The following is a 25,654-nucleotide window of genomic DNA, read 5'->3' as shown; positions in this document are numbered from 1 at the left end:
TCACGCGTCGTGCGCAAAATCCAACAATAGCTTCGCATGAGACTTGAGTCGGAGGCGTGTGTTCCGGCTCTTGTCGACAGGAGACGGTTACATGCCAGCAAGACGCCTTATTTCCGCGCTGCTCAGCGCTGCATTGCTCGCCTCACTTCCCATTCAATCCGCCCTCGCGGACGATACCCCCACTGAAACGATCACCGTGGCAGGACTTTCCGAGCCTTCGGACATCCTGGTGGATCGCTGGGGCGTGCCGCATATCTACGCGGCCAACGACAGCGACGCGTTCTTCGTGCAAGGCTTCAACGCCGCGCGCGATCGTCTGTTCCAGATCGATCTATGGCGTCGTCGCGGGCTTGGCGAACTCGCCGAAGTCTTCGGGCCCGCGTATGTCGAGCAAGACAAGGCCACGCGGCTCTTTCTCTATCGCGGCGACATGGAGACCGAATGGAAGCGCTATGGACCCGATGCCAAGCCGGCCGCGACGCGCTTTGCAGCAGGCGTCAACGCGTATATCGACTGGCTTGCCGCACATCCGGACCGCATGCCTTATGAGTTTCGCAAAGTCGGTTACTGGCCCGCGAAGTGGGGCGCGGACGATGTCGTGCGTATCCGCAGTCATGGCCTGACGCGTAATTTGACGAGCGAAGTGGCGCGTGCGCGCGTCGCATGCAAGAGTTCGCTCGATGCCGATTCGGTGCGCTTCGGTTTGCAGCCACAGTGGAAGCCGCAGATGCCCGCGGGTCTCGATCCATGCCTGCCCGACGATGTTCTCAAGGTCTTCACGCTGGCGACGCAAGGCGTGCGCGTGACGAAGGAATCGCTCAAGAGCGCGGATGCATCGACTTCGATGATGGCCGCTGCCGACAATCCCGAGGAAATCACCGAGGGCAGCAACAACTGGGTGGTCGCGCCGGGCAAATCGGCGACGGGCCGCGCGATCATGGCGAACGATCCGCATCGCGCTTATGCCGCGCCGAGCCTGCGCTATATCCAACAAATCAGCACGCCGACGCTCGATATCATCGGTGGCGGCGAGCCTTCCTCGCCGGGCATATCCATTGGTCATAACGGGTTCATTGCGTACGGTCTCACGATCTTCAACATCGATCAGGAAGATCTCTACGTCTACGAGTTGAACCCCGCCGATGCGCGGCAGTACCGCTACAAAGGTGCATGGGAGCCGATGCATGTCGTGCACGAGACGATCAACGTACGCGGCGCGGCGCCCGTCAAAGCGGACCTACTGTTCACGCGTCATGGTCCCGTCATCTACACGGAAGACAGCAAGCATCGCGCATTCGCCGTGCGTACCGCATGGCTCTCGCCGGGTATGTCGCCTTACTTCGATTCCATGCGCTACATGCGCGCGAAGAACTATGCGCAGTTCAAGTCGTCGCTTGCGACCTGGGGCGCGCCCACGGTGAATCAGGTCTATGCGGACACGCAAGGCAACATTGCTTGGGTGCCGAGCGGCCTTGCGCCTGTTCGTCCGAACTGGGATGGCCTCATGCCCGTTCCCGGCGATGGCCGCTATGAATGGTCCGGGTTCTGGCCGCGCGACGCAATGCCTTCGGTCTATAACCCGTCGCAAGGGTACTTCACCACGTCGAATGAAATGAATCTGCCGGCGGGCTATCCCTATGCCGAACGCAAGCTCGGATTCGAATGGACCAACGGCTCGCGGCATCAGCGTATCGACGAAGTGTTGAAGTCGCTGGACAAGGTCTCGATCGAAGATTCCGAGCGCTTGCAAAACGATGATGTGTCTATACCCGCACGTCGTCTCGTCGCATTGTTGCAGCCTCTTTCCAGCGACGATGCCGACACGCGCGCGGCGCTCGGCATGCTCAAGGGCTGGGATGCGCATATGCGCGCCGATTCGGCACAGGCCGCGCTCGAAGAGGTCTGGCTCTCGCGACATCTCGGCCGCGCATTCAAGCAAGCTGTCTTGCCGAAGGACGCGGCGGCTTCATTCGGTGCGCCGGACACGGCCGTGATGCTCGACTCGCTCGAACATCCGGCCGCGCGTTTCGGTGACAACGCTGAAGCGAAACGCGATGCCGTGTTGCTGTCGAGCCTGCGCGACGCTTATGCGGAGATGTCGCGCTTGCAAGGCAACGACGCCACGCGCTGGCAGTGGGGCGGGCTTCAAACCAATCTCAACGCGCATCCACTGGCCGATGCCGTCGATGCCGACACGCGCGCAAAGCTCAACGTCGGCCCCATGGGCAAGGGCGGCAGTGCTTATACGCCGAATCAATCGACGTATCGCGCAAGCGATTTCCGCGAGACCAATGGACCATCGTTTCGCGTGATCGTCGATGTCGGCAATTGGGATGCATCGCGCGCGGTGAATCTGCCGGGCGAATCGGGCGATCCGGATAGCCCGCATTACCGCGATCTCGCGCAGATGTGGCTCGATGGCGAGTACTTCCCGCTGCTCTATTCGCGTGAGGCCGTCGAGGCCGCGACCGAGAAGCGCGTGCACCTTGTTCCAGAGACGCGTTGATCGCGCTTGAGTTTTTAGCAGGACGATGGGAATAGATTCCGGCATGGGCGGGTTTACGAATTGAAGCCTCAGCGCTCGAAGATTCAAGAGAGTCGAGCGTGTTCGATGAGGTTCCTGGGTCGTCATCGATCCAGCCAAACCCTTTCTTGCCGGAGTCTTGCATCATGAACATTATCGCCAAGGTTGTCGTGTCGCTCGTCGTTGTCGCTGCGCCTGCGCTTTCCTTTGCTCAAGGGTCGAGCGAACCGCTCACGCGCGCGCAGGTGAAAGCCGAGCTCGTGCAGATCGAGCAAGCGGGTTATTCAGTCGGGTCGGGCGACAGTACGAACTATCCGGCCGACATTCAGGCTGCGGAAGCAAAGGTCGCCGCGCAGCAGAACACCAATGAAACGAATGAGGCATACGGCGGCATGCATGAGAGCGGCGCGGCGTCAGGGACTGTGCATCGTGGGGCTGCGTCGCCTTCGTCATCGTCATCGTCGAATGCTTGTGTCGGCCCTGCGGACTTTTGCGTTCCGTTCTTTGGAAGTTAACTTTCTAAGCCGACCAGCCATGCACTTTGCTTTCGTCTTTCGAATAACTTGCTAAAGGCTGCAAACATCGCTTAGTGGCTGCCCGAAAATTATTTTCGAAAAGGGGGTTGCCACGCTGTCTTTCGCCAGTCATAATTCGCCTCCCGTTGAATGACGGCGCGCAAGAAAGCAAGCAGACAAGCGAAGCGATCAAAGCGCAATGCTCTTTAAAAACTAACAGCCGATAAGTGTGGGCGCTTGATGGCGCGAGCGGTTCTGACCTTTCGGGGTTGGGACGTTTAGCGAAAGTTATCAAGTCTCACACAGTATTAGAGGAAGGTTTATCTGTCGAAAGACGGATTAATCATCGTCAGTACGTTGAGTGAGCGACCGGTTGGTAAAACAACCGAAAACAGTAACAGGAATTGAACTGAAGAGTTTGATCCTGGCTCAGATTGAACGCTGGCGGCATGCCTTACACATGCAAGTCGAACGGCAGCACGGGGGCAACCCTGGTGGCGAGTGGCGAACGGGTGAGTAATACATCGGAACGTGTCCTGTAGTGGGGGATAGCCCGGCGAAAGCCGGATTAATACCGCATACGATCTACGGAAGAAAGCGGGGGATCCTTCGGGACCTCGCGCTATAGGGGCGGCCGATGGCAGATTAGCTAGTTGGTGGGGTAAAGGCCTACCAAGGCGACGATCTGTAGCTGGTCTGAGAGGACGACCAGCCACACTGGGACTGAGACACGGCCCAGACTCCTACGGGAGGCAGCAGTGGGGAATTTTGGACAATGGGGGCAACCCTGATCCAGCAATGCCGCGTGTGTGAAGAAGGCCTTAGGGTTGTAAAGCACTTTTGTCCGGAAAGAAAACCTACCTGTTAATACCGGGTGGGGATGACGGTACCGGAAGAATAAGCACCGGCTAACTACGTGCCAGCAGCCGCGGTAATACGTAGGGTGCGAGCGTTAATCGGAATTACTGGGCGTAAAGCGTGCGCAGGCGGTCTGTTAAGACCGATGTGAAATCCCCGGGCTTAACCTGGGAACTGCATTGGTGACTGGCAGGCTAGAGTATGGCAGAGGGGGGTAGAATTCCACGTGTAGCAGTGAAATGCGTAGAGATGTGGAGGAATACCGATGGCGAAGGCAGCCCCCTGGGCCAATACTGACGCTCATGCACGAAAGCGTGGGGAGCAAACAGGATTAGATACCCTGGTAGTCCACGCCCTAAACGATGTCAACTAGTTGTTGGGGATTCATTTCCTTAGTAACGTAGCTAACGCGTGAAGTTGACCGCCTGGGGAGTACGGTCGCAAGATTAAAACTCAAAGGAATTGACGGGGACCCGCACAAGCGGTGGATGATGTGGATTAATTCGATGCAACGCGAAAAACCTTACCTACCCTTGACATGGACGAAACCCGGGTGAGAGCCTGGGGTGCTCGAAAGAGAATCGTCGCACAGGTGCTGCATGGCTGTCGTCAGCTCGTGTCGTGAGATGTTGGGTTAAGTCCCGCAACGAGCGCAACCCTTGTCCTTAGTTGCTACGCAAGAGCACTCTAGGGAGACTGCCGGTGACAAACCGGAGGAAGGTGGGGATGACGTCAAGTCCTCATGGCCCTTATGGGTAGGGCTTCACACGTCATACAATGGTCGGAACAGAGGGTTGCCAAGCCGCGAGGTGGAGCCAATCCCAGAAAACCGATCGTAGTCCGGATCGCAGTCTGCAACTCGACTGCGTGAAGCTGGAATCGCTAGTAATCGCGGATCAGCATGCCGCGGTGAATACGTTCCCGGGTCTTGTACACACCGCCCGTCACACCATGGGAGTGGGTTTTACCAGAAGTGGCTAGTCTAACCGCAAGGAGGACGGTCACCACGGTAGGATTCATGACTGGGGTGAAGTCGTAACAAGGTAGCCGTATCGGAAGGTGCGGCTGGATCACCTCCTTTCTCGAGCTTAAACGCTCGCCCACTCAAGTGTTCACGCTTATCGGCTGTCAGAAAGACAGGCTAAGGGTCTGTAGCTCAGTCGGTTAGAGCACCGTCTTGATAAGGCGGGGGTCGTTGGTTCGAATCCAACCAGACCCACCACCCGAGCAAGCGGTGCTTAAAACGACCAAGCGAGCAGACTGAGTCAGGCACACACGGGGGGATTAGCTCAGCTGGGAGAGCACCTGCTTTGCAAGCAGGGGGTCGTCGGTTCGATCCCGTCATCCTCCACCAATCCTCAATGCACAGCGCTGAACGCGGGGTTCAACGTTGCGCATTGGCGATTGAGCCAGTCAGCGCGGGTAGGTGATCGAATTGATCACGCTATCGGCTGTCGTTCTTTAACAATCTGGAAGAAGTAGTAAAGAGATTATTCGAAAGCACTTAGAGATGGGTGTGAGTAGGGTAATCAGGGTTGTGATTGTATCAAGTATGAAAAGGTGATCGAAAGATTGCTTTGGAATACGGCACAACGCGAATACTCAACCTATGACGGTGGGCTTGAAGGCAGCAATGCTGGCAGACACACTCGTTATAGGGTCAAGCGAACAAGTGCATGTGGTGGATGCCTTGGCGATCACAGGCGATGAAGGACGCGGTAGCCTGCGAAAAGCGGTGGGGAGCTGGCAAACGAGCTTTGATCCACCGATATCCGAATGGGGAAACCCGGCCCGAATGGGTCATCCTAAGCTGAATCCATAGGCTTAGTGAAGCGAACGCGGTGAACTGAAACATCTAAGTAACCGCAGGAAAAGAAATCAACCGAGATTCCCAGAGTAGTGGCGAGCGAAATGGGATCAGCCTGTACTCTTTATCTGTGTTGTTAGCTGAACGCTCTGGAAAGTGCGGCCATAGCAGGTGATAGCCCTGTAAGCGAAAACAGCGTGGAAGAACTAGGGGTACGACAAGTAGGGCGGGACACGTGAAATCCTGTCTGAAGATGGGGGGACCATCCTCCAAGGCTAAATACTCGTGATCGACCGATAGTGAACCAGTACCGTGAGGGAAAGGCGAAAAGAACCCCGGGAGGGGAGTGAAATAGATCCTGAAACCGCATGCATACAAACAGTCGGAGCCTCGCAAGGGGTGACGGCGTACCTTTTGTATAATGGGTCAGCGACTTACGTTCAGTAGCGAGCTTAACTGATTAAGGCAGGCGTAGCGAAAGCGAGTCCGAATAGGGCGATCAGTTGCTGGGCGTAGACCCGAAACCAAGTGATCTATCCATGGCCAGGTTGAAGGTGCGGTAACACGTACTGGAGGACCGAACCCACTAACGTTGAAAAGTTAGGGGATGAGCTGTGGATAGGGGTGAAAGGCTAAACAAACTTGGAAATAGCTGGTTCTCTCCGAAAACTATTTAGGTAGTGCCTCGTGTATCACCTTCGGGGGTAGAGCACTGTCATGGTTGTGGGGTCCATTGCGGATTACTACGCCATAGCAAACTCCGAATACCGAAGAGTGCAATCACGGGAGACAGACATCGGGTGCTAACGTCCGGTGTCAAGAGGGAAACAACCCAGACCGCCAGCTAAGGTCCCAAAGATTGGCTAAGTGGGAAACGAAGTGGGAAGGCAAAAACAGTCAGGAGGTTGGCTTAGAAGCAGCCACCCTTTAAAGAAAGCGTAATAGCTCACTGATCGAGTCGTCCTGCGCGGAAGATGTAACGGGGCTCAAGCCAGTCACCGAAGCTGCGGATGCATATTTATATGCATGGTAGGAGAGCGTTCCGTAAGCCTGCGAAGGTGCGTTGAAAAGCGTGCTGGAGGTATCGGAAGTGCGAATGCTGACATGAGTAGCGATAAAGGGGGTGAAAAGCCCCCTCGCCGTAAGCCCAAGGTTTCCTACGCAACGTTCATCGGCGTAGGGTGAGTCGGCCCCTAAGGCGAGGCAGAAATGCGTAGCTGATGGGAAGCAGGTCAATATTCCTGCACCATTGTTAGATGCGATGGGGGGACGGATCGCGGAAGGTTGTCCGGGTGTTGGACGTCCCGGTCGCTGCATTGGAGAAGGTGCTCAGGCAAATCCGGGCACATAATTCAAGGGTGTGGCGCGAGCTTCCTCGGAAGCGAAGCAATTGGAAGTGGTTCCAAGAAAAGCCTCTAAGCTTCAGTCTAATAGTGACCGTACCGCAAACCGACACAGGTGGGCGAGATGAGTATTCTAAGGCGCTTGAGAGAACTCGGGAGAAGGAACTCGGCAAATTGGTACCGTAACTTCGGGATAAGGTACGCCTCTGTAGCTTAACCAGCCTGCGCTGGAAGGGTGAAGAGGTTGCAATAAACTGGTGGCTGCGACTGTTTAATAAAAACACAGCACTCTGCAAACACGAAAGTGGACGTATAGGGTGTGACGCCTGCCCGGTGCCGGAAGATTAAATGATGGGGTGCAAGCTCTTGATTGAAGTCCCGGTAAACGGCGGCCGTAACTATAACGGTCCTAAGGTAGCGAAATTCCTTGTCGGGTAAGTTCCGACCTGCACGAATGGCGTAACGATGGCCACACTGTCTCCTCCCGAGACTCAGCGAAGTTGAAGTGTTTGTGATGATGCAATCTCCCCGCGGCTAGACGGAAAGACCCCATGAACCTTTACTGTAGCTTTGCATTGGACTTTGAACCGATCTGTGTAGGATAGGTGGGAGGCTATGAAACCGGAACGCTAGTTTCGGTGGAGCCGTCCTTGAAATACCACCCTGGTTTGTTTGAGGTTCTAACCTTGGTCCATGATCTGGATCGGGGACAGTGCATGGTAGGCAGTTTGACTGGGGCGGTCTCCTCCCAAAGTGTAACGGAGGAGTACGAAGGTACGCTAGGTACGGTCGGAAATCGTGCTGATAGTGCAATGGCATAAGCGTGCTTAACTGCGAGACCGACAAGTCGAGCAGGTGCGAAAGCAGGTCATAGTGATCCGGTGGTTCTGTATGGAAGGGCCATCGCTCAACGGATAAAAGGTACTCTGGGGATAACAGGCTGATACCGCCCAAGAGTTCATATCGACGGCGGTGTTTGGCACCTCGATGTCGGCTCATCTCATCCTGGGGCTGTAGCCGGTCCCAAGGGTATGGCTGTTCGCCATTTAAAGAGGTACGTGAGCTGGGTTTAAAACGTCGTGAGACAGTTTGGTCCCTATCTGCCGTGGGCGTTGGATATTTGAAGGGGGCTGCTCCTAGTACGAGAGGACCGGAGTGGACGAACCTCTGGTGTACCGGTTGTCACGCCAGTGGCATCGCCGGGTAGCTATGTTCGGAAGAGATAACCGCTGAAAGCATCTAAGCGGGAAACTCGCCTTAAGATGAGATATCCCCGGGGCTTCGAGCCCCTTGAAGGGTCGTTCCAGACCAGGACGTTGATAGGTCAGGTGTGTAAGTGCAGTAATGCATTGAGCTAACTGATACTAATTGCCCGTAAGGCTTGATCCTATAACCAGTGTGTTTGAACCACTGGCGAGTTATGCGTGTGCGACAATCGCCACCCAACATTTACTGCTTCTTCCCGGATTGGTTGTGTGCCCACCCGGCGCACGACAACAAGTCATGCCTGATGACCACAGCGAGTTGGTACCACCCCTTCCCATCCCGAACAGGACCGTGAAACGACTCCACGCCGATGATAGTGCGGATCTCCCGTGTGAAAGTAGGTAATCGTCAGGCTCCTCATGCAGCAACAAAAACCCCACCCCCAACCAGGTGGGGTTTTTGCATTTCTGCAGCATTGGGCGCGAGAAAACACGACGTCAACGCATCCATCAGAGTCAGGCACGTTATAACCTTCGAAGGCTGTGATTCTGTCGGTAGAATGGCAACGCAAGGTTGTCCATGCCGAACGATTAGGCTGACCTCTGGAGCGCATATGAGAACGAGTCTATTGATCGCCGCCGTGAGCGTCTCGCTGCTATTCGCAGCCTGCGGCAAGAAGAACGATGCGAGCGAGTCCAGTCTGGGCGACGCCATTTCCGCCGATATGAAAACAGATCGCGGGCTTCTGTGTCTGAATCGCAGTGGACGTGGCCCGTACACATTTCCATCGGCCTATACGAGTCGCGATCTCAACGAATATTCCGGCGCCGCGCTGCGTGAGCAACTCGCGGCGCTCGAAAAAAGCGGACTTATCGCGCGCTCCGCGGCGACGCCCGCCAATGCCAATGCCAAGCAAAACGGCATTGCATATAGCCTGACGGGCGAAGGGCAAAAGTACGCGGTTGAAACCACGCGTCCGGCTGGCGACCCGAACGCCACCAGCGATTCCCGTGTCTGGATGCTGTGCTACGCGCACGTCAAGCTCGACAAGGTCGTCAGTTGGACAGAGCCTGATCCCACCGCGCATCGTTCGGACGTCACCTACACCTATAAGCTCGATAATCCCGCGTCGTGGGTCGACGACCGCGACATCAAGCGCGCTTTCCCCGACCCGACCGCCGCCGATCGCGAAGCGGGCGAGACCAAGCTGCACGTCACGCTCGAACAGCGTACCGATGGCTGGGTGCGCGTGGATTGAGGAACTTCGCGCAAGCCAGGCCGAGCGACGACGCGCCATCGGGTCCGCCCCGCATGTCCGATGTAGCGGCGCTCGCGGGCGTCTCGAAAATGACGGTATCGCGCGTGCTCGCGGGACACAGCGTTGCCCTGGCGACTCGTGAGCGCGTGCAGAAAGCCATCGAAGAACTCGGCTATGTAGCGGATGCCGCCGCCGGTGCGCTTTCATCCGGGCGGTCGGAATTCGTTGCCGTGCTCGTGCCGTCGCTCGCAAGCTCCAACTTCTCCGATACGGTGCGCGGTCTGTCCGCGTCGCTCGAACCGCATGGCTTGCAACTGCTGATCGGCGATACCGACTACGACTTGCAGCGCGAAGAACGCATCGTGCGTTCGATGCTGCGTCACCAACCACGCGCCATCGCTCTGACCGGCTCACGTCACACGGACGCCGCCCGCGTTTTGTTGCGCCGCTCAGGCGTACCTGTCGTGGAAATGTGGGATGCGCCCGCCGAGCCGATCGATTCCGCCGTCGGTTTCTCCAACGTCAGCGCCGCGCGCGCGATGGTGCGTCATCTCGCGGAACGCGGCCATCAACGCATCGGATTTCTGGGTGGCGCGAGTGAGCTGGACAGGCGCGGCCTCGACCGGCTCAAGGGCTTTCGTTCGCAGATGAAGGCGTTCGGTCTCGACGATACCCGCGTCATCCGGCTAGGCGACTCGCCGATCACGATGAGCCACGGCGGCCCTGCAATGGCCGCGCTGCTCGAAGCATGGCCGGATACGCAAGCCGTGATGTGCGTGAGCGACATGTCCGCGTTCGGCGCGATAATGGAATGCCACAGGCGCGGGCTTCGCGTGCCGCAGGACATCGCCATTGCGGGCTTCGGCAACTTCGAAGTCGCCATGTGCTGCACGCCGTCGATCACAACCGTTTCCGTCGATGCTTACGGCATCGGTTCGCGCACGGGCGCGACGCTGCTCGAAGCGATCGAAGCGCGCGATCGCGGAGTGATGGAGGGGATGGGCAAGAAGGTACGCGTCGGTTATTCAGTATTGGCGCGCGAGAGTGCCTAGGCGCATATCGAAGTAACTCGAACGCTGCGATAAACAACCCGCCCGTGTTACCGGTAACATAACGCAATCGAAAACCACGGAGACAACCCCATGCCCCAGCATCCAACTCGCCGTCTACGTAGCCAGGAATGGTTCGACGATCCCTCGCACGCCGACATGACCGCGCTCTATGTCGAGCGCTTCATGAACTACGGCCTTACGCGCGAGGAACTGCAATCGGGCAGGCCGATCATCGGTATCGCTCAGACGGGTAGCGATCTCGCGCCATGCAATCGCCACCATATCGAGCTTGCCGAGCGCACGAAAGCCGGTATTCGCGATGCGGGCGGCATTCCCATGGAGTTCCCCGTGCATCCGCTCGCGGAGCAAAGCCGCCGTCCGACCGCCGCGCTCGATCGCAACCTGGCCTATCTGGGCCTCGTCGAAGTGCTGCACGGCTTCCCGCTCGATGGCGTCGTTCTCACGACCGGCTGTGACAAGACCACGCCCGCATGTCTGATGGCAGCGGCGACCGTCGATCTGCCGGCCATCGTGCTGTCAGGCGGGCCGATGCTCGACGGCTGGTACGAAGGCAAGCGCGTCGGCTCGGGCACGGTCATCTGGCATGCACGCAATCTGCTTGCGGCAGGCGAGATCGATTACGAAGGCTTCATGCAACTCACGACCGCATCGTCGCCGTCCATCGGCCATTGCAACACCATGGGCACCGCGCTCTCCATGAACAGCCTCGCCGAAGCGCTCGGCATGTCGCTGCCGACTTGCGCGAGCATTCCTGCCGCATATCGCGAGCGCGGTCAGATGGCGTATGCGACGGGCAAGCGCATCGTCGACATGGTGCGCGAGGACTTGCGGCCATCGCAGATTATGACGCGTGAGGCTTTCGAGAACGCGATCGTCGTGGCGTCGGCGCTGGGTGCATCGACCAATTGCCCGCCGCATCTGATCGCGATTGCGCGTCATATCGGTATCGAATTGAGTCTGGAGGATTGGCAGCGTTATGGCGAAGACGTGCCGCTGATCGTGAACTGCATGCCTGCTGGAGAGTATCTCGGCGAGAGTTTTCATCGCTCGGGCGGGGTGCCGGCCGTGCTCAGGCAACTCGATGCGGCCGGTCTCATCGAGCGCGCGTGTCGGACGGTATCGGGCCGCAGCATCGGCGAAATCGCGGACGACGCACCCGCCGCCGACCGCGAAGTCATCCGCACGGCCGACGATCCGCTCAAGCACGGCGCGGGCTTCATGGTGCTGTCGGGCAATTTCTTCGACAGCGCGATCATGAAGATGTCCGTGGTCGGCGAGGCCTTCACGAAGACCTATCTCAGCAAGCCGGGCGAAGAGAACGTGTTCGAAGCGCGCGCCATCGTTTTCGATGGACCGGAGGATTACCATCGGCGCATCAACGATCCCGCGTTGAACATCGACGAGCATTGCATTCTCGTGATTCGCGGCTGCGGCACGGTGGGTTATCCGGGCAGCGCGGAAGTGGTCAACATGGCGCCGCCTGCGGAAATGATCAAGCGCGGCATCGATTCCTTGCCTTGTCTCGGCGACGGCAGGCAAAGCGGCACGTCGGCGAGTCCGTCCATTCTCAACATGTCGCCGGAAGCGGCCGTCGGCGGCGGTCTCGCGCTCTTGCGCACGGGCGACCGGATTCGCGTGGACCTGAATGCGCGTTCGGTGAACGTGCTGATCGAGGAAGGCGAACTCGAAAGCCGCCGCACGCATGCCGCGTTCGCCACGCCGCCCGCGCAAACGCCGTGGCAGGAGTTGTATCGGCAGACGGTGGGGCAGTTGTCGACGGGCGGGTGTCTCGAGCCCGCGACCTTGTATTTGAAGGTGATCGAGACGCGCGGCAATCCGCGTCATTCGCACTGAAGAGGAGACGCTCATGGCCTATGCAATCTATCCGAGCCTCGTAGACCGACATGTCGTCGTGACGGGCGGCGGCAGCGGAATTGGCGCATCCATCGTCGAGGCGTTCGCGAAGCAAGGGGCGCGCGTGTCGTTCATCGATGTCGCCGAAACCGACGCGCGCGAACTCGAACAGGCGCTCGCCAACGAGAAGCACGCGCCGAAGTTTTACCGTTGCGATCTGCGCGATACGGCCGCCATCGAAGCCATATTCGACGACATGATCGCGGCGGCGGGACCGCTCGATGCGCTCGTCAACAACGCCGCCAACGACGACCGCCATCGCTGGGACGACGTGAGCGCCGCGTATTGGGACGAGTGCATGGCCGTGAATCTGCGGCATCAGTTCTTTTGCGCGCAGGCGGCGGGCAAGAGCATGCGCGCGAACCGGCGCGGCTCGATCATCAACATGGGTTCGATTTCGTGGCATCTCGCGCTGCCGGAACTCACGCTCTACATGACGGCGAAGGCGGCTATCGAGGGCCTCACGCGCGGATTGGCGCGCGATCTCGGCGCGCACGGCATTCGCGTGAATACCGTGATTCCGGGCGCCGTGCGAACGCCGCGTCAGATGAAGCTGTGGCAGTCGCCCGACAGCGAGGCCGCGCTTCTCGCGCAGCAGTGTCTGCACGAGCGGATCGATCCGGAACACGTCGCGCGGATGGTGCTCTTTTTGGCATCCGACGATGCGGCGCGCTGCACGGGGCGCGATTATTTCGTCGATGCGGGATGGTTCGGAACCTGAGCGTTACGGCAAGGACGTCCCATGTGTCGTCTGCCCGTAACGTAACGTACACGGCACCTCACACCCGCGCGTCGCGCCCACGCATTGCACGCGGCGTCGCCTTCACCTTCGGCACGCTGCTGGTTTCGATGTAATGCTGCACGCGTTCGGCCGCGTCGTAGTAGCCGCGTTCATCGAGCCAATGCCAGACTGCCGCGAGGAAGAGCCCGAGGCCCGTATGGCCGCAATGGGCGATGAAATCCGCGACGCCTTCGGCCAGCGCGGCATCGCGCCCGGGCTCCTGCAGTGCGCTCGCCACGTGAGAGGCGCTGCGCGACACGAGCATGGCGTGCATCGAGAAAAGTTGCGGATTGAACGTGCGTGCAGCGTGACTGCGTTGTTTACTGCCCATCATCGGGCCCCCGGTTTCGAAAGTGCGGTGTACGGCGCGCTCGGTCCTGAACGGCTAGATGAGAAACGAGCGCGCGCCACCGATGGTCTATTTGGATTGTTCGTGACGCCTGTGCCGACGTTCGGAGCGGTTTATCGCAAGAAGCGGGCCTACTTTGTCGATTTCGTTGTCCCGCCTTGTGGGATAAGGCAGACGAATACATGCGGCTTTATCCAGACAGCACCTGCCTGAGCGAAAAGACAAGTTTTTCTACATTCCGTAGAATCAATTGCCCGGCGTGCTTAATTCATAGCGAAGCCTAAGAAGCCGCCAACCGCGCATGGCCTGGCCTAAAGCCCGATGCGCTCAACCGGTCAACTCATGCGCCGTATCCTTGCGAGTCTGTTCAATGCAGGACAGCACGGCCCGCGCGCCGTCGTATGTGCCTTCGCCATGCTGGCCGGCTGCTCCGGCAACACGGTCGCGCAGAGTGAGGAGCCAGCGAGCGCGAGCACCGCGAAGACCGATGCGCAAACCCAGCCGCAGCCGTTGCATCACGCGAAGCACACCGCGTCCGGTTTCGAGAACGACTACGGCCAGTTACCGCACGAGTCGCTTCTGAAGTGGCGCTGGGAGCGCTTGCGGCAGGGTCTGCCCAAGCCGCCCGCGAACGGCTATCGGTTTCCGATGGCGCATCCCGACATCGCCTGGCTCAAGGCCAATCGCACGGAGAACACGCTCACGTGGATCGGCCACGCGAGCGCGCTGCTGCAAATCAACGGCGTGAACATCCTCGCCGATCCGGTGTTCTCCGAACGCGCGTCGCCGTTCTCGTTCGCGGGTCCGAAGCGCAAGACGCCGCCCGGTCTCACACTCGACGAGTTGCCGCACATCGATATCGTGCTGATTTCGCATAATCACTACGACCATCTGGATAAGGCGAGCGTCGAAGCGCTCAACCGGCAGGCGGGCGGCCCGCCGCGCTTTCTGGTGCCGCTCGGCGTGAAGAAGTGGATGAACGACGACGGCATCCAGAACGCGGAAGAACTCGACTGGAGCGACGAAACCCATGTTGCCGGCCTCGATATCTGGTTCGTGCCGAGCCAGCACTGGTCGGCGCGCACGCCCTTCGACCGCGCGGAAACGCTGTGGGGCGGCTGGGTGGTGAAAACGCCGGCGGGCGCGGCGCATCCGTATTCGCTTTACTTCGCGGGCGACACGGGCTATTCGCCGGACTTTCGCGATATCGGCGCGCGCTTCGGCGGCTTCGATCTCGCGCTCATTCCCATTGGCGCGTACGACCCGCGCTGGTTCATGCACGGCCAGCACGTCGACCCGGAGGAAGCCGTGCGCATCTTCCAGGACGTGCATGCGAAGAAGGCGATTGGCATCCACTGGGGCACGTTCGAACTCACCGACGAGCCGCTCGACGAGCCGCCGCGCCGTCTCGCCGATGCCGTGCGCCGCGCGGGCCTGCCCGCCGATTCCTTCACCGTGCTCAAACACGGCGAAATGATCCGTCTCGATTCCTCCCCCTCAAGCGCCGCCGCAATCAGCCGTTAACCCAGTCAACTGCACTGGCATATACCGTGCATGGTGCGTGGGACGCCGCGCGCAGTCAGAACGCGCGCGCCGCAAACGATTCAATGCTCGTGACGCCTTCCGACGCGGTTTCATACGGTCCGCGCCGATCGATTACACATGAGGGTTCATCGCGTGAAGCATCTGTCCATCCGGCATCGCATACTGGCGAGTTTCGGCGTCATTCTCTTCCTGATGCTGGTCATGGCCGCGCTGTCCTATACGCTGCTCGGCGGTATCGACCGCGAGGCGAAAAGCCTCGAAGAAGATTCGATGGTCGGTCTTTCGCTGTCCAACGATCTGCGCGCGGCCTGGCTCGAAAGCTACGCCGTGACGCAACGCCTGGTCTTCGCCGATAGCGACGAGGCACTCATTCGCCGCGATAGCGACCGTCTGACGCAAACGCGCGCGACGCTCGACAAGCTCATCGAGAACTACGCGCCGACCGTCCACGAAGAAGACGAGCGCCGCATCTTCGACGAATTCAGGCATCAGCGCGCGCTCTACGCGCCGCTGCAGGACGAAGCGCTGCGCGGTCTCATCGATTCGAAACAAGCCGGCGCCACGGTGTTCAACACGCGCCTGACGCCAGTCTGGGAAGCGGGGCAAAATGCGGCGCGCGCGCTCGTCGACTACAACGAGGCGAGCAACGCGAGTTCGGTCAAGAGCATCCGTCATTCGGTGGGCAAGTCGGAGACGACGCTCGTCGTCATCATGCTGGTGGCGTTGGCCACGGCCGCCGTGCTCGGCTTTCTGCTAATGCGCGCGCTGACCGTGCCGATGCTGCGTCTCGTCGATGTCGTCGACAAGATGCGTACGGGCGATTTCACGCAGCGGCTCGACCTCGCGCGCGCCGATGAGTTCGGCACGCTCGAAGCAGGTTTCAACCGCATGACGGACGAACTCACGGGGCTCGTCGGGCAGGCGCAGAAGTCTGCGCTGCAAGTGACGACATCGGTCTCCGAAATCGCCGCCACCGCACGCGAGCAGCAAGCGACCGCGAGCGAGACTGCGGCAACCACGACGGAAATCGGCGCGACGTCACGCGAGATCTTCGCGACGGCGCGCGATCTCGTACGCACGATGAACGAAGTGTCGGGCGTCGCGGAGCAGTCGGCGACGCTCGCGGGCACGGGTCACGCCGGACTCACGCGCATGGAGGAAACCATGCGGCACGTGATGGAAGCGGCCGGTTCGGTGAACGGCAAGCTCGCGATCCTCAACGAGAAGGCGGGCAACATCAATCAGGTCGTCGCGACCATCACGAAGGTGGCGGACCAGACGAACCTGCTTTCGCTGAACGCGGCCATAGAAGCGGAAAAAGCCGGCGAGTACGGACGCGGCTTCGCGGTGGTGGCCACCGAGATTCGGCGTCTTGCGGATCAAACCGCGGTCGCGACCTTCGATATCGAACAAATGGTCAAGGAGATTCAGTCTTCCGTCGCGGCGGGCGTGATGGGCATGGACAAGTTCTCGGAGGAAGTGCGGCGGGGCATGCTCGACGTGCAGCAAGTGGGCGGGCAACTGTCGCAGATCATCCATCAAGTGCAGACGCTTGCGCCGCGCGTGTCGATGGTCAACGAAGGCATGCAGACGCAGGCAGCCGGCGCGGACCAGATTTCTCAGGCGCTCTCGCAATTGTCGGAAGCCGCGCAGCAGACGGCGGAGTCGTTGCGTCAATCGACTCAGGCCATCGACGACCTGACGCATGTCGCCAACGGTCTGCGCACCGGCGTATCGCGCTTCAAGGTGGCCGCGTAAAGCGGCGCGCGCCATGCTCTTCGTCCAGTTCACGCTCGGCTCCGATCGCTATCTGCTCGACAGCGCGCAGATCGAGCGCATGTTGCCGCTCGCGCCGTTGAAGGCGCTGCCTGGCGCGCCGGAGTGGGTTGCGGGCCTGTTCGATTACGAAGACGCACCCGTGCCCGTGATCGATGTCGCGGCGCTGGCGCTCGGGCGCGCGTCGCGCGAACGCTTGTCGACGCGGCTCGCGCTCGTCGCATACAAGCGCGACGGCGCGCACGATTCGACGACGCATCGACTGGGTCTCGTGCTCGAACAGGCAACCCGCACCGTCAAGCTCGATACCGCCGCGTTCGCCGATGCGGGCATCGACACGCCGCACGCACGCTATCTCGGTCCCGTCGCGCGCGATGAAGCGGGCCTGCTGCAATGGGTGCGCATGGAACATTTGTTGCCGCTCGACGTGCAGGCGTTGCTCTTTGCCGAGAGCACATCATGAACGAAGACAACACGCGCCGCTTTACCGAGCTGCTGCATCGGACGATCGGGCTCGACGCCGAGTCTATCGGCACGAACGCGGTGATGCGCGCGGTGCGCGAGCGCTTCGATGCATCGCGCGCGGTGACGCTCGACGACTACTACCACGCCGTATCGAACGATCCCGCGCTGATGCAGGAACTGATCGAAGCGGTCGTCGTGCCGGAGACGTGGTTCTTTCGCGATCCCGAGGTCTATACGGCGCTCGCGCGGCTAGCGCGCATTCGTCTGTCGGAGCGCCCTTCGAACCCCGTGCGCGTGCTGAGCCTGCCCTGCTCGACGGGCGAGGAAGCCTATTCGGTGGCGATGGCCTTGAGCGATGCAGGCATCGCGGCGGACCGCTTCGTCATCGAGGCTATCGACGTAAGCGAACGCGCGTTGTCGCATGCGCGCCGCGCGCACTATGGACGCAATGCGTTTCGTGGCCGCGCGCTGGGTTTTCGTGACCGGCATTTTCGCGCGACCGAAGACGGCTGGCAGCTCGACGAGCGCATGGCGCGCTGTGTGCGCTTCACGCAAGCCAATCTGTTTCAACTCGATGCGCGCATGTTCGAACGCTTCGACTTCATTCTGTGCCGCAACGTGCTGATCTACTTCGATCGCGAGACGCAGAGCGCCGCGTTGCGCGTCCTCGACAGCTTGCTGGCCGACGGCGGCATGCTCTTCATCGGACCTGCTGAAACGGGTCTCCTGATGCGCGAAGGCATGAGTCCCGCGAACATTCCGCTGGCTTTCGCGTTCAGAAGGCCCGAGCGCGAGATCGTGAATGCCGCTCCTCCGCTAAAGCCCGCGGCATCCGGCGAATTCGTCATGCCTGCATGGGCGCGAGGCGCTACGCGTGTGGACTCGTCGAAGATCTCCGTGTCGAAGCCGATGGCGTTTGCAGCGCCTGCAATGGCGTTGCATCGAACCTCGACACCGGTGAGCGTCAATCCGGCGCCGGCCTCGACGCCAACGCCAACGCCAACGCCAACGCCAACGCTCGCGCAAGCCCACGCTCTCGCCGATGCCGGTTCGCTGATCGAAGCCGAATCCATCGCGCGCGGGTGGTTGCACAAGCACCCGGCAAGCGCGGATGCGTACTATCTGCTCGGCGTGATCGCCGATGCCCGCAACGCGCACGACGAATCGCGCGCGCATTATCGCCGCGCGCTTTATCTCGATCCGACGCATCGCGAAGCGCTCACGCATCTTGCCGCGCTGCTTCAACTCGATGGCGACACGGACCGCGCGCGCATCATGCTGGCTCGCGCCGAACGCAGCGCCGAGAGCGCGCGATGAACGCCCGCACGCCGCTCATTCCCGATGTCATCGACGACTGCTGGAACCGCATCGGCGTGCGCGGCGACGGCTCGTGTCCGAAGCTCGAACGGTACGTGCATTGCCGTAATTGCCCGGTCCATGAGTCGGCGGCGGCGCGCGTGCTCGATCGTGTCGATGCGGTTTCGGTCGTCGAGCGCTTCAAGGGCGACGCAAAACGAACGCGCGACGCAGCCGATGCCGTTTCGTATCTCGTGTTTCGCATCGGCGGCGAATGGCTCGGCTTGCCGACCGCGTGTTGTGCGCAGGTCGCGCAACTTCGGCCGGTGCATACGTTGCCGCATCGGCGTAACCGCGCGGTGCTCGGCGTCGTGAACGTGCGTGGACGTTTGCTGGTATGCGTGTCGCTGGCGCGTCTCTTCGGTATCGAGGAAAGCGTGGCGAAAGCGGTTTCGAAATCGCAAGTTGTCGATGCACGCGAACTCGGCCGTCTGCTCGTCGTTCAGCGGCGTCGGGATGACGCGCACGCGGATGGCGAAGGGCCGCTCGCTTTTCCCGTCGATGCCGTCGATGGCGTGCATCGCTTTTCGGCCGCGCGTTTGCAGCCGGTACCCGCGACGCTCGCGCAACGTCATGCGTCGCATACGCAGGCGCTTGCGCCATTCAAGGATACGACCGTCGGCTTGCTCGATGCCGAACGTCTCATCGACAGTCTCGACGGGAGTCTCGGATGACGAGTGCCGATCCCGGACGCCGCTCGCTGCTCGACCTGTTTCAGGAGGAAGCGCGCGCGCAGGCGCAGATTCTTTCCGATGGCCTTATCGCGCTGGAACGCGCGCCGAACGATCCGGTCACGCTCGAAGCGTGCATGCGCGCGGCGCATTCGCTTAAGGGCGCGGCGCGCATCGTCGGTGTGCCGGTCGGCGTGACGCTCGCGCATGTGATGGAGGACTGCTTCGTCGCGGCGCAGGAAGCGCGCGTGACGCTCGACGCGGTCTATATCGACATGCTCTTGTGCGGCGTGGATATGATCGTGCGGATCGGTCAGGCGGAAGAAATCGACGCGCAGACGACGCTGGAATGCGAGGTGAATGCGTTTGTCGAGGGGTTGAATGCGCGTTTGATGGGTGATTCGGATGGATCGCGCGAGTTGGCGTTGGCAACGTCCACGGCGGATGAGACGGACATGCTTCACCTAGGCGCAACGTATGATGTTTCGTCGCGCCATCGTGCAAACGATGAGCCTCGTTCGCACACACCGCGTCATACGCATTCCGCAATGCGCTCGAACGAAGCTCACGCGCTTCACGCAAGCGATGAATCGAATCTCACATCGCGTTCTGACGAAGCCCACACGCTGCGCGCAAGCGCCGAAACGCATCGTTCACGAGCGTCGCAAGAAGCATCACGCCCAACCGAAGCCCGCATGCTTCGCGTGCGCGCCGAAACTCTCGACCGCCTGTTGAGTCACTCCGGCGAGACGCTCGTCGAATCGCGCTGGCTCAAGCCTTTCTCGCAATCGATGCTGCGCGTGAAGCGCATTCAGCACGACGCGAGCCGCGCGCTCGAACGCCTGCACGACACCTTCGCCGACAGCGCGCCACTCGACGCGCGCGCACAGGCCGCGCTCGACGTAGCCCGGCGCCTGACGAACGAAGCGCACCGGCAACTGAGCGAGCGGCTCGCCGAACTCGAAAACTACGACCGCCGCTCGACGCATCTCGCGCAACAAATCTACGACGAAGCGCTCGCTTGCCGCATGCGTCCCTTCGTCGATGCAACCGGCGGCTTTGCGCGCATGGTCCGCGACGTGGCACGCTCGCTCGGCAAGGAAGTACGCCTCGTGATCGCCGGCGAAACCACGCAAGTGGACCGCGATATCCTCGATTTGCTCGACGCGCCGCTCGGCCATTTGCTGCGCAACGCGGTCGATCACGGCATCGAAGCGCCATCGCTGAGACGCGCGCTCGGCAAGCCGGAAATCGGCACTATCACGCTCGAGGCACGGCATAGCGCGGGCGCGCTTTTCATCAGCGTATCCGACGATGGCGGCGGTATCGACCTCGATGCATTGCGCCGCACCGTCGTGCAGAAACGCCTTGCAAGCGAAGACACTGCCGCGCGACTTTCCGAGGCGGAACTGCTCGAATTCCTCTTTCTGCCAGGCTTTACCATGCGCGACGCCGTCACCGATGTATCCGGCCGCGGCGTCGGGCTCGACGCCGTGCAAGACGTCGTGAGGCAAGTGCGCGGCAGTCTGCGCGTGACGCAGGACGCCCACGCCGGCACACGCTTCGTGCTGCAGTTGCCGATCACGCTGTCGGTCATTCGCAGCCTGATCGTCGAAGTCGCGGGCGAACCCTATGGCTTGCCGCTTGCGCATGTCGTGCGCACGCTCGTGCTGCCGGTGAACGCTATCGATACGCTCGAAGGTCAGCAGCATTTCGCCTTCGACGGCAAGCGGCTGGGTCTTGTGACGGCGCATCAAATCTTGCAGACGCCGAGCTTCGAAGCCGCGAACGACGCGCTCGATGTCGTCGTGATCGGGCAGGGCGCGTCGAGTTACGGCATCGTCGTGGACCGCTTTCTCGGCGAACGCATGCTCGTCGTGCAACCGCTCGACAAACGGCTTGGCAAGGTGCGCAACATCGCGGCGGGCGCGTTGATGGAAAACGGCGACCCGCTGCTCATCGCCGATCTCGACGACTGGCTGCGCTCCGTCGAAAAGCTCGTCGCGGGCGGCGAACTCGGCCGTGTCGATAGAAGCGCGTCACGCACGACGACAGCAAGCGCGAAACGTGTGCTCGTGGTCGACGATTCACTCACCGTGCGTGAGCTCGAACGCAAGCTGCTTGCATCACGCGGCTACGAAGTCGCCATCGCGGTGGACGGCATGGACGGCTGGAACGCGGTGCGCGGCGAGCACTTCGATCTCGTCATCACGGATATCGACATGCCGCGTCTCGACGGCATCGAGCTCGTGACGCTCATCAAACGCGACGTGCAGCTCGCGCGCACGCCCGTGATGATCGTGTCGTACAAGGACCGCGCGGAAGATCGCCAGCGCGGTCTCGATGCGGGCGCGGATTACTATCTCGCCAAGGGCAGTTTTCACGATCAGGCGCTGCTCGACGCGGTGCGCGATCTCATCGGCGAGGCGAAGCCATGACCACGGAGCGCGCGCGATGAAGATCGGTATCGTCAACGACATGCAGCTCGCGGTTGAAGCGTTGCGGCGCGCGCTTGCCATTCGCCCCGACTTCGAGATCCTGTGGGTTGCAAGCGACGGCCGGCAGGCCGTGGACCTGTGCGCCTCGCAGACGCCGGATGTCGTGCTCATGGATCTCGTCATGCCGAACATGGATGGCGTGGCGGCCACGCGTCACATCATGGCGAAGTCGCCGTGCGCCATTCTCGTTGTCACGGTGGATATCGGCGCGAACACGTGGCGCGTGTATGAGGCGATGGGCGCGGGCGCGCTCGATGCCGTCGATACCCCCGCGCTCGCCGGTGCCGATGCGCGGCGCGGTGCAGCGGCGCTCATCGCGAAGATCGATCAGATCGGCGCACGGATCGCACCTTCGATGACCATGACGGCCGCGCCCAAGAGCCAATCGCGGCTGCTTGCAATCGGCGCATCGGCGGGCGGCCCGGCGGCGCTCGCGACATTGCTCGGCGCATTGCCTGAAGACTTCTCCGCCGCGACCGTTATCGTGCAGCATGTGGACCGCGCCTTCGCCGAAGGCATGGCGGACTGGTTAAGCGGTCAATCCGCGCTGCCGGTGCGCATTGCGCGCGAAGGCGACGTGCCCGCGCCCGGCGTCGTGCTGCTCGCGGCGACCAACGATCATCTGCATTTCACGGATGCCACGCATCTCGGCTACACCGCGCATCCCGAAGCGTTGCCGTACCGGCCATCCGTCGATGTGTTCTTTCAGAGCGTGGTCGAACGCTGGACCGGACGCGCGGTCGGCGTACTCTTGACAGGCATGGGACGCGACGGCGCCATCGGTCTCAAGGCGATGCGCGCCAAGGGTTATCACACGATCGCGCAGGACGAAGCAACGTCCGCCGTCTACGGCATGCCGAAAGCGGCCGCCGCGCTCGATGCCGCCGTCGCGATCCTGCCGCTGCCGCGCATTGCGGGCGCACTCGCGCATGCTTTCGACAAAGAAAAAGAAGCGCGTATAACGACATTTCCGAGGACACGTTTATGAAGCTCCCTCATCCCGATCCGCTCGCCGAACGCGTGAAGCGCGCAACGGCCGCCGCGGCTCAGAGCATCGAGCAGGCGAGCGCGCGCTCGCTGGCCCATGAACGCGCCGTATCCGAACTGCTCGCGGTGGCGCTCAATGCGCCGCCCGCCGCCGACTTGCCGGTGATGGTGCTGCTCGTGGACGATCAGGCGATCATCGCCGAGGCACTGCGCCGCGCGCTCGCCGACGAACCGAATGTCGATCTGCACTATTGCGCCGATCCCGCCAGCGCGCTTGCCGTCGCGCGCGAAACGCGGCCGACGGTGATTCTGCAGGATCTCGTGATGCCCGGCGTCGATGGACTCACGCTCGTGCGCCAGTACCGCGAACATCCGGCTACGCGCGACATTCCCATCATCGTGCTTTCGACGAAGGAAGAGCCGCGTATCAAGAGCGCGGCGTTCGCGGCGGGCGCGAACGACTATCTCGTGAAGCTTCCCGATACCATCGAACTGGTGGCGCGCGTGCGATATCACTCGCGTTCGTATCAGAACCTGCTGCAGCGCGACGAAGCGTATCGCGCGTTGCGACAGTCGCAGCAAAAGCTCCTGGAAACGAATCTGGAATTGCAGCGCCTTACGCATTCGGACGGTCTCACGGGACTCTCGAATCGTCGACGACTCGACGATTATCTCGATGCCGAATGGCGTCGTGCGGCGCGCGATCGCGCATCGGTCGGCTTTCTCATGATCGATGTCGACAACTTCAAGTCGTATAACGATACCTACGGACACGTCGCCGGCGACGATGTGTTGAAGCTCATCGCGCATGCCATCGAAACCAGTCTGAATCGTCCGGCGGATCTCGCCGCGCGCTTCGGCGGCGAGGAATTCGCGGTGGTGTTGCCATCGACATCGGCGCCGGGTTTGCGGCTGCTCGGCGAGAAGATTCGCATCGCGGTCGAGGCGTTGCAAGTGCCGCATGCGGGATCGGCCACGGACTTCGTGACCGTGAGTGTCGGCGGCGCGACGCAGGACGTGATCGACGAAAACGCTTCGAAACAACTGGTCGAATCGGCCGATCTCGCGCTCTATCGTGCGAAGCGCGATGGACGCAATCGCGTGATCATCGGTTGACTGGTGCAAAAAGCAAAGCCGGAAACAAAAACGCGCGGTCCGAAGATCCGCGCGTTTTCGTTTGGGCTCACGCTTTCGTCATCGCCTGAACACGCCGAGCAAGAGCGTAGCGAGGAAGATCACGATAAAGATGAAGAACAGGATCTTGGCGATTTCCGCCGCGCCCGTTGCGATCCCGCCGAAGCCGAAGAAAGCCGCGATGAGCGCAATGATGAAAAAAATGACAGCGTAACGGAGCATGAAGCCTCCCACGGGGACACGATTGGTTGGTTTTTGATTCGCATGCGGACTGACATCGTCGCCGCCATCGCTCATCGGTTCATGCCGCGCTTTTGTTCAATGTTCGACGCGGCACGAGGACCTGAGCAACCAATGTGCCTAAGGCTATAACTGTGTGTAAATGCAACAACGCCGCGAGCACTGCTCGCGGCGTCGAGTAACGCGCTTCCATATGTGAAATGTCGATGCGCTCTAGCTGCCTGGCGCGCGATTGGAATCGGCTTCGTCCTGGAGATCGTCTTCGTCGTCGACTTCGTTTAGCGCATCCGGCAGGTTGTTCTCCATTTCGTCGCGCTCGATCTGATCGGCCAGGTCGAGAGATTTACGCGTGGCGGGACCGGATGGGCGGTTGGCTCCAGACATGGCATGACTCCTTGAACGGATTTCGAAGCCGCGCCGGGAATTGGCGCGAGTGAACGGTGCCAGTCGAGGCACGTGCACGCCGGCAAGAGCCGCCTTAACGAATCGCTTAAGGGTGAATGCGCGATCGCTCGAAACGGCAATGGGTCGATGTCGACCGATGTCGACCACCGGGAAAAGACGCAGTCCCAAACTTGCAAGGGGGACGGCAAGAATTGCGCGGCCGGCGCGTCGGACCAGTATGCACCGGTCCGGCGGCGCGGCAAAGAGGCAATTAAAAGATCATCGGATGTTTAGCGCCGCGCTCGAAAAGCAAATCTTAGGCGAAGAAATGCGCGACGATGGGATACAGCGAGCACACGAGCAGCACGGCCATGGTGATATTGAACGCGCGCAACCAGCGCGGTCTCGAAAGAAAGCGCCGCAGCGACATGCCGAAAGCCGCCCACGCCACGATGCACGGCATGCCGATCACGACGAACAGGAGCGCCATCAGCCCGGCATTGAGCGAGAGACTCGAATGCAGATGGATGGTCGTCGCGGCGGTGAGGACCATCATCCACGCTTTGGGATTGACCCATTGGAACGCGACGGCTTCGTAAAAGCGCATGGGGCGGCGCTCGCCGTCGCGCATCTGCACGTACGACGACGTTCCGATCTTCCACGCCAGATACAGCAGATAGACCACGCTTGCGGTTTCGAGCACCGTATAGAGCCACGGCAGCCGCTCGAAGGCTTGCGCAAGCCCGAGCCCCACTGCAAGCATCAGGAGCGCGACGCCCGCACTGATGCCGAGTACATGCGGCACCGTGCGCTTCAGGCCGAAGTTGACGCCTGACGCGAGCAGCATGGTGTTGTTGGGACCGGGCGTGATGCTCGTGACCATCACGAAGAGGGCAGCGGCGGGCAAGGCGTTCAGGAAGTCGATTGGCATGGTGCAGTCCGCAAACAAAAAATCTATTGCACCAAGTGT

The 25,654-nt window shown here is 60.9% G+C and carries 18 protein-coding genes, 2 tRNA genes and 3 rRNA genes; 19 read left to right on the top strand and 4 right to left on the bottom strand.

What is annotated here, in order from left to right:
• The first annotated feature begins 91 nt into the window (after window positions 1-91).
• The 11 genes from LDZ28_RS19415 to LDZ28_RS19365 all read left to right on the top strand — a co-directional run bounded on the left by LDZ28_RS19415 (window position 92) and on the right by LDZ28_RS19365 (window position 13,219).
• Complete coding sequence (locus LDZ28_RS19415) at window positions 92-2,506, top strand: penicillin acylase family protein (RefSeq protein WP_244828722.1); 2,415 nt, start codon at window positions 92-94, stop codon at window positions 2,504-2,506.
• Between the two features lie 164 nt (window positions 2,507-2,670).
• Entirely contained in the window at window positions 2,671-3,039 is a 369-nt protein-coding gene (locus LDZ28_RS19410) for a DUF4148 domain-containing protein (RefSeq protein ID WP_244828721.1), read from the top strand.
• A 406-nt stretch (window positions 3,040-3,445) separates the two neighbouring features.
• Window positions 3,446-4,978 (top strand): 16S ribosomal RNA (locus LDZ28_RS19405).
• Between the two features lie 64 nt (window positions 4,979-5,042).
• Window positions 5,043-5,119 (top strand) — tRNA-Ile (locus tag LDZ28_RS19400).
• A 56-nt stretch (window positions 5,120-5,175) separates the two neighbouring features.
• Window positions 5,176-5,251 (top strand) — tRNA-Ala (locus tag LDZ28_RS19395).
• 304 nt (window positions 5,252-5,555) lie between these two features.
• Window positions 5,556-8,436 (top strand): 23S ribosomal RNA (locus LDZ28_RS19390).
• Window positions 8,437-8,553: 117 nt separating this feature from the next.
• Window positions 8,554-8,667, top strand: a 5S ribosomal RNA gene (gene rrf, locus LDZ28_RS19385).
• The 16S, 23S and 5S rRNA genes sit together here with 2 tRNA genes alongside, the layout of an rRNA operon.
• Before the next feature lie 199 nt (window positions 8,668-8,866).
• Window positions 8,867-9,511, top strand: coding sequence for a hypothetical protein (locus LDZ28_RS19380; protein WP_244828720.1), 645 nt, complete (start codon window positions 8,867-8,869; stop codon window positions 9,509-9,511).
• Between the two features lie 53 nt (window positions 9,512-9,564).
• On the top strand, window positions 9,565-10,563 hold the full coding sequence (locus tag LDZ28_RS19375; protein ID WP_244828719.1) for a LacI family DNA-binding transcriptional regulator: 999 nt from the start codon (window positions 9,565-9,567) through the stop codon (window positions 10,561-10,563).
• 90 nt (window positions 10,564-10,653) lie between these two features.
• On the top strand, window positions 10,654-12,438 hold the full coding sequence (locus tag LDZ28_RS19370; protein ID WP_244828718.1) for an IlvD/Edd family dehydratase: 1,785 nt from the start codon (window positions 10,654-10,656) through the stop codon (window positions 12,436-12,438).
• A gap of 13 nt (window positions 12,439-12,451) precedes the next feature.
• A complete protein-coding gene (locus tag LDZ28_RS19365) occupies window positions 12,452-13,219 on the top strand; it encodes an SDR family NAD(P)-dependent oxidoreductase (RefSeq protein WP_244828717.1) in 768 nt (255 codons plus the stop codon).
• Window positions 13,220-13,277: 58 nt separating this feature from the next.
• On the opposite strand, the gene LDZ28_RS19360 is transcribed toward LDZ28_RS19365, so the two are convergent.
• Entirely contained in the window at window positions 13,278-13,613 is a 336-nt protein-coding gene (locus LDZ28_RS19360) for a hypothetical protein (RefSeq protein ID WP_244828716.1), read from the bottom strand.
• A gap of 357 nt (window positions 13,614-13,970) precedes the next feature.
• On the opposite strand from LDZ28_RS19360, the gene LDZ28_RS19355 reads away from it, so the two are divergent.
• The 8 genes from LDZ28_RS19355 (at window position 13,971) to LDZ28_RS19320 (ending at window position 24,042) form a co-directional block, all read left to right on the top strand.
• The gene (locus LDZ28_RS19355; protein WP_244828715.1) at window positions 13,971-15,152 is read left to right on the top strand and encodes an MBL fold metallo-hydrolase; all 1,182 of its coding nucleotides are present in this window, start codon (window positions 13,971-13,973) and stop codon (window positions 15,150-15,152) included.
• Window positions 15,153-15,290: 138 nt separating this feature from the next.
• A complete protein-coding gene (locus LDZ28_RS19350) occupies window positions 15,291-16,931 on the top strand; it encodes a methyl-accepting chemotaxis protein (protein WP_244828714.1) in 1,641 nt (546 codons plus the stop codon).
• A gap of 13 nt (window positions 16,932-16,944) precedes the next feature.
• Window positions 16,945-17,412 carry a chemotaxis protein CheW gene (locus tag LDZ28_RS19345; protein ID WP_244828713.1) on the top strand — a complete coding sequence of 156 codons (468 nt, stop codon included), beginning with the start codon at window positions 16,945-16,947 and terminating at the stop codon, window positions 17,410-17,412.
• Window positions 17,409-18,731 carry a protein-glutamate O-methyltransferase CheR gene (locus LDZ28_RS19340; RefSeq protein ID WP_244828712.1) on the top strand — a complete coding sequence of 441 codons (1,323 nt, stop codon included), beginning with the start codon at window positions 17,409-17,411 and terminating at the stop codon, window positions 18,729-18,731. Before LDZ28_RS19345 ends, LDZ28_RS19340 begins: the two co-directional genes overlap by 4 nt.
• Window positions 18,728-19,444: a chemotaxis protein CheW gene (locus LDZ28_RS19335; RefSeq protein ID WP_244828711.1), complete on the top strand. Its 717-nt coding sequence runs from the start codon at window positions 18,728-18,730 to the stop codon at window positions 19,442-19,444. The genes LDZ28_RS19340 and LDZ28_RS19335 overlap by 4 nt, the downstream gene beginning before the upstream one ends.
• Window positions 19,441-21,879, top strand: a complete 2,439-nt coding sequence (locus LDZ28_RS19330) for a hybrid sensor histidine kinase/response regulator (RefSeq protein ID WP_244828710.1) — start codon at window positions 19,441-19,443, stop codon at window positions 21,877-21,879. Before LDZ28_RS19335 ends, LDZ28_RS19330 begins: the two co-directional genes overlap by 4 nt.
• 16 nt (window positions 21,880-21,895) lie before the next feature.
• The gene (locus tag LDZ28_RS19325) at window positions 21,896-22,927 is read left to right on the top strand and encodes a chemotaxis response regulator protein-glutamate methylesterase (protein WP_244828709.1); all 1,032 of its coding nucleotides are present in this window, start codon (window positions 21,896-21,898) and stop codon (window positions 22,925-22,927) included.
• On the top strand, window positions 22,924-24,042 hold the full coding sequence (locus LDZ28_RS19320) for a diguanylate cyclase (protein ID WP_284503312.1): 1,119 nt from the start codon (window positions 22,924-22,926) through the stop codon (window positions 24,040-24,042). Before LDZ28_RS19325 ends, LDZ28_RS19320 begins: the two co-directional genes overlap by 4 nt.
• 78 nt (window positions 24,043-24,120) lie before the next feature.
• Here the strand turns inward: LDZ28_RS19320 and LDZ28_RS19315 are convergent, their stop codons facing one another.
• From LDZ28_RS19315 to LDZ28_RS19305, 3 genes are all read right to left on the bottom strand, one after another.
• A complete protein-coding gene (locus LDZ28_RS19315) occupies window positions 24,121-24,282 on the bottom strand; it encodes a DUF1328 domain-containing protein (protein WP_035967564.1) in 162 nt (53 codons plus the stop codon).
• A 231-nt stretch (window positions 24,283-24,513) separates the two neighbouring features.
• Window positions 24,514-24,684 carry a hypothetical protein gene (locus LDZ28_RS19310; RefSeq protein WP_244828708.1) on the bottom strand — a complete coding sequence of 57 codons (171 nt, stop codon included), beginning with the start codon at window positions 24,682-24,684 and terminating at the stop codon, window positions 24,514-24,516.
• 316 nt (window positions 24,685-25,000) lie between these two features.
• Window positions 25,001-25,615: a LysE family translocator gene (locus tag LDZ28_RS19305; protein ID WP_244828707.1), complete on the bottom strand. Its 615-nt coding sequence runs from the start codon at window positions 25,613-25,615 to the stop codon at window positions 25,001-25,003.
• Between the last annotated feature and the right edge of the window lie 39 nt (window positions 25,616-25,654).

The organism is Caballeronia sp. TF1N1 (assembly GCF_022878925.1).
Taxonomy (GTDB): Bacteria; Pseudomonadota; Gammaproteobacteria; order Burkholderiales; family Burkholderiaceae; genus Caballeronia.
The sequence above is the reverse complement of the archived record's forward strand: the minus strand, read 5'-3'. Positions and strand labels throughout refer to the sequence as shown.